The organism is Coleofasciculus sp. (genome assembly GCF_046539235.1).
Taxonomy (GTDB): Bacteria; Cyanobacteriota; Cyanobacteriia; order Cyanobacteriales; family Coleofasciculaceae; genus Coleofasciculus.
The window spans coordinates 1-6492 of sequence record NZ_JBKHHI010000381.1; the positions used below are offsets into that span (position 1 = coordinate 1).

The 6492-nt window shown below is 46.6% G+C and carries 7 protein-coding genes and 1 pseudogene; 6 read left to right on the forward strand and 2 right to left on the reverse strand.

All coding sequences use genetic code 11. The annotated features are described in order from the left end of the window. Nucleotides 1–35 precede the first annotated feature (35 nt). A pseudogene (locus ACLFWI_RS24580) lies at nucleotides 36–335 on the reverse strand (RNA-guided endonuclease TnpB family protein); the annotation flags it as partial. A 206-nt stretch (nucleotides 336–541) separates the two neighbouring features. Here ACLFWI_RS24580 and ACLFWI_RS24585 point away from each other — a divergent pair. The 6 genes from ACLFWI_RS24585 to ACLFWI_RS24610 all read left to right on the forward strand — a co-directional run bounded on the left by ACLFWI_RS24585 (nucleotide 542) and on the right by ACLFWI_RS24610 (nucleotide 6078). Beyond that, nucleotides 542–952: an Npun_F0494 family protein gene (locus ACLFWI_RS24585; RefSeq protein WP_446415100.1), complete on the forward strand. Its 411-nt coding sequence runs from the start codon at nucleotides 542–544 to the stop codon at nucleotides 950–952. A gap of 61 nt (nucleotides 953–1013) precedes the next feature. Further along, complete coding sequence (gene cobQ / locus ACLFWI_RS24590) at nucleotides 1014–2510, forward strand: cobyric acid synthase CobQ (RefSeq protein WP_446415101.1); 1497 nt, start codon at nucleotides 1014–1016, stop codon at nucleotides 2508–2510. Between the two features lie 19 nt (nucleotides 2511–2529). Beyond that, a complete protein-coding gene (locus tag ACLFWI_RS24595) occupies nucleotides 2530–2769 on the forward strand; it encodes a 2Fe-2S iron-sulfur cluster-binding protein (protein ID WP_446381012.1) in 240 nt (79 codons plus the stop codon). 87 nt (nucleotides 2770–2856) lie between these two features. After that, nucleotides 2857–3771 carry a Uma2 family endonuclease gene (locus tag ACLFWI_RS24600; protein WP_446415102.1) on the forward strand — a complete coding sequence of 305 codons (915 nt, stop codon included), beginning with the start codon at nucleotides 2857–2859 and terminating at the stop codon, nucleotides 3769–3771. A 252-nt stretch (nucleotides 3772–4023) separates the two neighbouring features. After that, nucleotides 4024–4674, forward strand: coding sequence for a bifunctional phosphoribosyl-AMP cyclohydrolase/phosphoribosyl-ATP diphosphatase HisIE (gene hisIE / locus ACLFWI_RS24605; RefSeq protein ID WP_446410309.1), 651 nt, complete (start codon nucleotides 4024–4026; stop codon nucleotides 4672–4674). A gap of 108 nt (nucleotides 4675–4782) precedes the next feature. Continuing rightward, nucleotides 4783–6078 (forward strand): nucleoside hydrolase, encoded by a 1296-nt coding sequence (locus tag ACLFWI_RS24610; protein ID WP_446415103.1) that lies wholly within the window; start codon nucleotides 4783–4785, stop codon nucleotides 6076–6078. A gap of 36 nt (nucleotides 6079–6114) precedes the next feature. Here ACLFWI_RS24610 and ACLFWI_RS24615 read toward each other — a convergent pair whose 3' ends face one another. Then, entirely contained in the window at nucleotides 6115–6213 is a 99-nt protein-coding gene (locus tag ACLFWI_RS24615) for a UPF0175 family protein (protein ID WP_446415104.1), read from the reverse strand. Nucleotides 6214–6492: the final 279 nt, after the last annotated feature.

The window sequence follows — 6492 nt, forward strand, 5'->3', positions numbered from 1 at the left end:
CATCAACAACAGCAAAAAACTTTCCACGTTTCCAGCACACATATTGAGTGATGGTGGTCAGGAACACTGACGTCACATTGAATATTGATAGATGCATACCATCGGTCAGCTTGACATAAGATTCGCACCTGTTTAACCGTAAATCCAGATGGAATAGGTCGGTGCAGGTTGACAGTAATTGCCCCAATTTTGGGTAATTTAATATGTAAACCGGTTACAGGGTTTTCCTTGAATTGAGGAAACAGTAACGAATTAAACTGCCCAAACTTTTTAAATCTGGGAAAGCCAAAACCGCGAGACTTAAAGTAATCCCAACCTTTATGCAACTGCTTGATTACGCATTTACTGGCTAGTTGCGTGAGTTTAAATGTTAGTTTAGGTGACATTTAGTCACCTAAATTAACTTGGGGGCGTTGTGTATCCCAACGCGCTCATCTTATGTTACAGCGTGGGTCTTACAACTCCCCCAAGCCCCCTGGTAAGATAAAAAGAGGTCTAAACGTAGGATTTACCAGCGTTTCCAGGAGCTAATCCAGTTGCAATGACATCTATTTCCTCTGAAAAAGCCCAGTCGGTTCACTATCCAGAGCGCACCATAAAACGCGCTGAACAAGCTTTGTGCTGTTTGCCCTTCCAGTTAACCTTGTACAAGGAGATGCGTTCAACCAGTGTTTCCCTGCTGGCGATCGCGACGCAAAAGGGGATAGAACAGGGCTATACTAAAAGTCCCTTATCCGAGTTGGCAGCCGAACGTGATTTAATGTGGTTGATTCAAGTCGGCGTGTTGCGGCGAGAAGTTGATGGTCAAGGAATTACCGACAGTTTTCGTCTCACACCCTTGGGTCGTCAACTGGTGGAAAAATGGGCAAGCCGAGGCGAGTCATTACCTCCGCCATCCCTTTGGGATCGCATCACTCACGCCTGGAACCGTTGGTGGCGATTGCCGATCTAAGTTTATAGTTGCAGGGTTGCTTCTATTCGTCCTGATTACCCTATAACTCCGAAGCCGCTTTATGAAATCGCTGATGGTGGTGGGAACAACCTCCCACGCAGGAAAATCCTTTATTACTACCGCCTTGTGCCGTATTCTGTCCCGGCGCGGTTGGCGTGTGGCTCCATTTAAGGGACAAAATATGGCACTCAATGCCTACGTCACCCCCAATGGCGGCGAAATTGGACATGCTCAAGCGGTTCAAGCTTGGGCGGCTGATGTGACGCCCTGTGTCGAAATGAACCCAATTTTACTTAAACCCCAGGGGGATATGACCTCTCAAGTCATTCTCATGGGTCAAGTGGTGGGTAAAGTCGGCGCGGCGGATTATTATGAACAGTACTTTGATCGGGGTTGGCAAGCGATTGAAGAGTCGCTGCGGCGTTTGAGTCATGAGTTTGATTTTGTGGTGTGTGAGGGTGCAGGGAGTCCAGCAGAAATTAATTTGAAGCACCGTGACTTAACCAATATGCGGGTAGCGAAGCATTTAAATGCACCAACGTTACTCGTAGTAGATATTGATCGCGGCGGCGCATTTGCTCATATTATTGGGACTCTAGAACTCTTGGAACCGGATGAGCGAGCCTTAATTAAGGGTGTGGTGATTAATAAATTTAGAGGACAGCGATCGCTGTTGGAATCGGGAATTACTTGGCTCGAAGAACGCACCGGAATTCCTGTCATTGGGGTGATTCCCTGGATTAATGAGATCTTTCCCGCCGAAGACTCTTTGGCATTACTGGATCGCTACAATAAGAGAAAACGGGATAGTGAATTAACGGTGGCGGTCATTCGTTTCCCTCGCATCTCTAACTTTACTGACTTTGATGCCCTCGAAGCGGAATCAACGGTTAACGTTAAATATTTAGCACCGAATCAATCCCTAGGATACCCCGATGCCCTAATTTTGCCGGGGACAAAAACCACGATTAGCGACTTACTCGTACTCCACAAAACAGGCATGATTGAAGAGATTAAAAACTATGCCGCTGCGGGGGGTACCGTTTTAGGGATTTGTGGTGGGTTTCAAATGCTAGGTCAAACCCTGCTTGATCCCGATGGTATTGAAGATGAACCGGGACAATATCAAGGATTAGGATTATTACCGATCAAAACCATAATTACTGCCCGAAAAGTAGCACGTCAGCGCCTAGTCACCTCTAACTATCCCCAAGTCGGTTTACCTGTCGCTGGTTACGAAATCCATCAAGGGCGTTCTCGGCTGATTGACTCAGAAACCACGGATAATAAATCTGCCTATCAACCCCTGTTTGATGACCCGGGTTTAGGGTTAGTCGATATCACTCAGTCCATTTGGGGAACCTATCTCCATGGTTTATTTGATAATGGTCCCTGGCGACGGGCGTGGTTGAATCAACTGCGACATCAACGCGGACTTTCCTCTTTGCCAACGGGTATTCCCGACTATCGAGAGCAGCGCGAAGTGGTTTTGAATTCTTTAGCCGATAGCGTAGAGGCTCATTTGGATTTAAGTACTATCATACCGAACTTGACGTGAGTTAATAGCAAACCTGTTCATGAGTGTTACCATTCGATTTTTACCCGATGATGTCACGATTAATGCAGAAGTGGGAGAACCTTTACTGCAAGTGGCTCAACGCGCTGGCGTTTTCATTCCCACCGGATGCCTGATGGGTTCCTGTCATGCTTGTGAGGTGGAGATTAACGACACAGAAACAATTTGCGCCTGCATCTCGGCTGTACCACCGGGTCAGGAACAGCTTACGATTAATCTCTATAGTGATCCAACCTGGTAAGTGATTTGTCATTGGTCATTTGTCATTGGTCATTGTAACGCCGCTAAAATGATGGAATAGATTTCACAGTAATCAACACCTCTGATCATGATTCGTCTACCCACCCAATCCAATCCCCCAGATTCTCCCCGGCAAACCTTGCCGACTATGTATGATTTACCCAGTGATAATCCGGAGGACCCTGGATTGCCCGATGAGTTTCACTTTTTTCAACCGCTTTTACTCCTTTTAACCTTTCAACCAACTAATTGGAATTGGGAGCAGGTGTTTTCTGCCTGCGATTTGAATCTTTATTATGATGTTAATCATACGCACTGGTACAAGCGTCCCGATTGGTTTGGAGTTGTCGGAATTCCGCGCTTGTATGAACAGCGAGAGTTGCGCTTAAGTTATGTGATTTGGCAAGAACAAATTAGTCCTTTTGTGGTAGTGGAGTTATTATCTCCGGGGACGGAAGATGAGGATTTTGGACGGACAATCCCCCAAGCCGGAAGTCCACCGACAAAATGGCAGGTTTATGAACAGATTTTGCGGGTTCCTTACTATGTGATTTTTAGCCGCTATACCTTGGAACTGCAAATCTTTCATTTAGTTGAGGGGAATTATCAACGGGTGAATTTAACCAATAATCGGTTGGTCATACCCGAATTAGGGTTAAGCTTGGGATTATGGTCAGGACGGTTTCGGGAGATTAACGGACGTTGGTTGCGATGGATGACCCCTTCAGGCGAGTTGATTCCTACGGATAATGAGCAGGCTGTATTGGCTGAACAACGGGCAATCGCCGCCGAAGAACGCGCCCAGCAGGAAGCTGAACTCGCTCGATTAGCCCAAGAACGCGCCCAGCAGGAAGCCCAACTTGCTCGATTAGCCGAAGAACGCGCCCAACAGGAAGCCCAACGCGCACAATTAGCCGAAGAACAGGTACTTGCTGCTGAAGAACGCGCCCAGCAATTGGCGCAACGGTTGCGAGAATTAGGGATTGATCCAGATAATATATAGGGCAAGATAAGCTGTCATTCATTTAAATTGGGTATGAGTAGCGAGCAAGATGCAAAGCCTGCGGCATGGCTTCGCTAAACGCACTACAATGATTTCGCCATTGATGAATGTTATGCTCCTCTTATTCTGGTGGGCAATGCCCACCCTACGGGATATCAATGGTGTCATGGCTGCTAAAAGGCTTCAACAAAATCCATGTTCTTGGCGAACACTGGTAAGTTAGTTATTATTGCTCGCTTTCGTTACTGCACTATGTCATCGACTGTATCCTCTACTTCTAGCCAAGCGATTCCGGTTGAGAAAATCCGTTATAACGATCAGGGGCTTGTCCCCGCCATTGTCCAGGATTATCTGGATGGTACGGTATTGATGATGGCGTGGATGAATCGGGAATCATTGCAGAAAACCTTGGACACGGGGGAAACCTGGTTCTGGAGTCGATCGCGTCAGGAATTATGGCACAAAGGTGCAACATCGGGTCATTTGCAGCATGTGCGATCGCTCCGGTATGACTGTGATAGTGATACGCTGCTGATTGGTGTGGAACAGGTGGGGGATATTGCCTGTCATACCGGGGAACGCAGTTGTTTTCATCAGGTGGATGGGATAAAGGCTGCACCGCCTGCGGATACATTGTCTCAGGTGTTTGAGGTGATTTGCGATCGCCGGGATAATCCTACTCCTGAATCCTATACCTGTAAGCTATTTAATGGTGGGGATAATAAGATTCTTAAAAAGATTGGCGAAGAAGCCGCCGAGGTGGTAATGGCGTGCAAGGATGATGAGAAAGATGCGATCGCGTCGGAAGCGGCGGATTTGTTTTATCACACCCTAGTCGCCTTAGCGCATCACCAGATTGATGTGCGGGATGTTTATCGCAAGTTACAGGAGAGAAGGCGATAGCATCTGCCCGGAGTTCAAACTCCGGGCTAAGAACTCAAGTCCATTAAAATGGACTAACATCTGTTGGGTTTCACGACTCATTTAAAATAGCTATCCCCGAAAATTTCCATGGTATCGGAGACAACCAGTACAATCACCAATAAATTACTTCGGTTAATCAGTATTAAACATCTGATATTAAACAGCAGCTTTACCAAAATTGCCATTATTTTAGCCACGACTGCTGGTTTATTAATTGGCGTAGTCGTGGATACTCCCCAAGCTGACGCCTCCATGACACCAACTCCCCTAATTGTTGATGATGATGGGAGCCAAGATGGGATGACAGCCTTAGCCTATATGCTGGCAAATCCTAAATTTGATATTCAGGCAATTACCATCGCCCAAGGCATTGCTCATCCTGAGATATTTGTGGATAATCTAGAACGGATGCTGGGGCGGTTAGAGGTAACAGGTATCCCGATTGGAGTAGGTAGACCTGATCCCCTAGCCGGGAACAATGCCTTTCCAGAATTTATTCGGGATGAATCGGATACATTTTGGTCACCCTTTGTTACTCTACCAGAAACCGCGCCACCTGTTGAAAAAAGACCCGCAGCAGAACTCATTGTCGAGACAATCCAACAATCACCGGAACCTGTCGCCATCTTAGCAACGGGTCCACTCACCAATATTGCCGAAGCGCTGCGACTTGATCCGACAATTATTGATAATATCGCGGTCATAGAAATTATGGGGGGTGCTGTATTTGTACCAGGAAACTTGTCGGTTTTGCCGTTTCCTCCCTTTTCCACCAACACGACAGCCGAATTTAATATTTGGGTTGATCCAGTCGCCGCGCAAGAGGTGTTTGAAGCTGGAGAACAAGGTTTGAACATTCAGTTGACTCCCCTGGATGCGACGAATCAAATTGAGTTTGATCGCGATGATTATCAGGCGTGGTTGGCGACAGGTACACCTGAAAGTATAATTGCCGCAGAATTTCTAGACTTTGCGCTCACCGTGATTCAAAGCGAAAATGATCCTAACCCAGTTTGGGATTTAGTTGCGGCGATTAACCTGAGTGAGCCAAATTTCTCTACAGAAACGCCTTTACATATTGAAGTCGATACGATGTCAGCTCCCGGAGCCACTCAGGGACAAACGAAGGTTATTCCTGATTTACCACCAAATGTTTGGGTATCTCTCAATCCCAGTTTCGACAATCTTTCCTTCAATTCAAGCCAAGTTTTCTCCTATCTAGAGACAAAATCTGTACCGGAACCAACCTCTGTTTTGGGCTTGTTAGCTGTCGGGGTAAGCTGTCATGCATTTAAATTGGGTATTAGTAGCGAGCAAGATGCTCGCACTACAAGGCTTTCGCCATTCCTGATATTAAGGTTTAAATGCCGAACAGCTTATTAGGTGCTTCTGCACTCAAGAAAAAGTAATATATTACTCTCAACGGGCATAGCGTAAATCATCCTCTAGTTCTTCAGCACCGTAGTGACGCAAGACTTGCCGTTGAGCTAATAACTGACCAAATTCATTCTTATCCATCTGTGCGTGGCGGGTAACGCTTACGCTCTACCCAACCTACAAGAACATTTTGTGTTCTGACATGCTCCCGTCGTAATCGTGCGATCGCGACACCAATGCTAGACCCCAGCATAACCTGTATAGGGTCTGATATCGACGATTGTCATCAATTACGCTACCAAAAGAGCTAGATGAAGCTTAGAGATAGGATTGAGGAGTGCGATCGCGCTTTTTCCTAGCTGGCATCAGTTACGCTAGGGTAAGAGCCAGATGGAGTTTAGGATGGGATTGAAGAGTGCG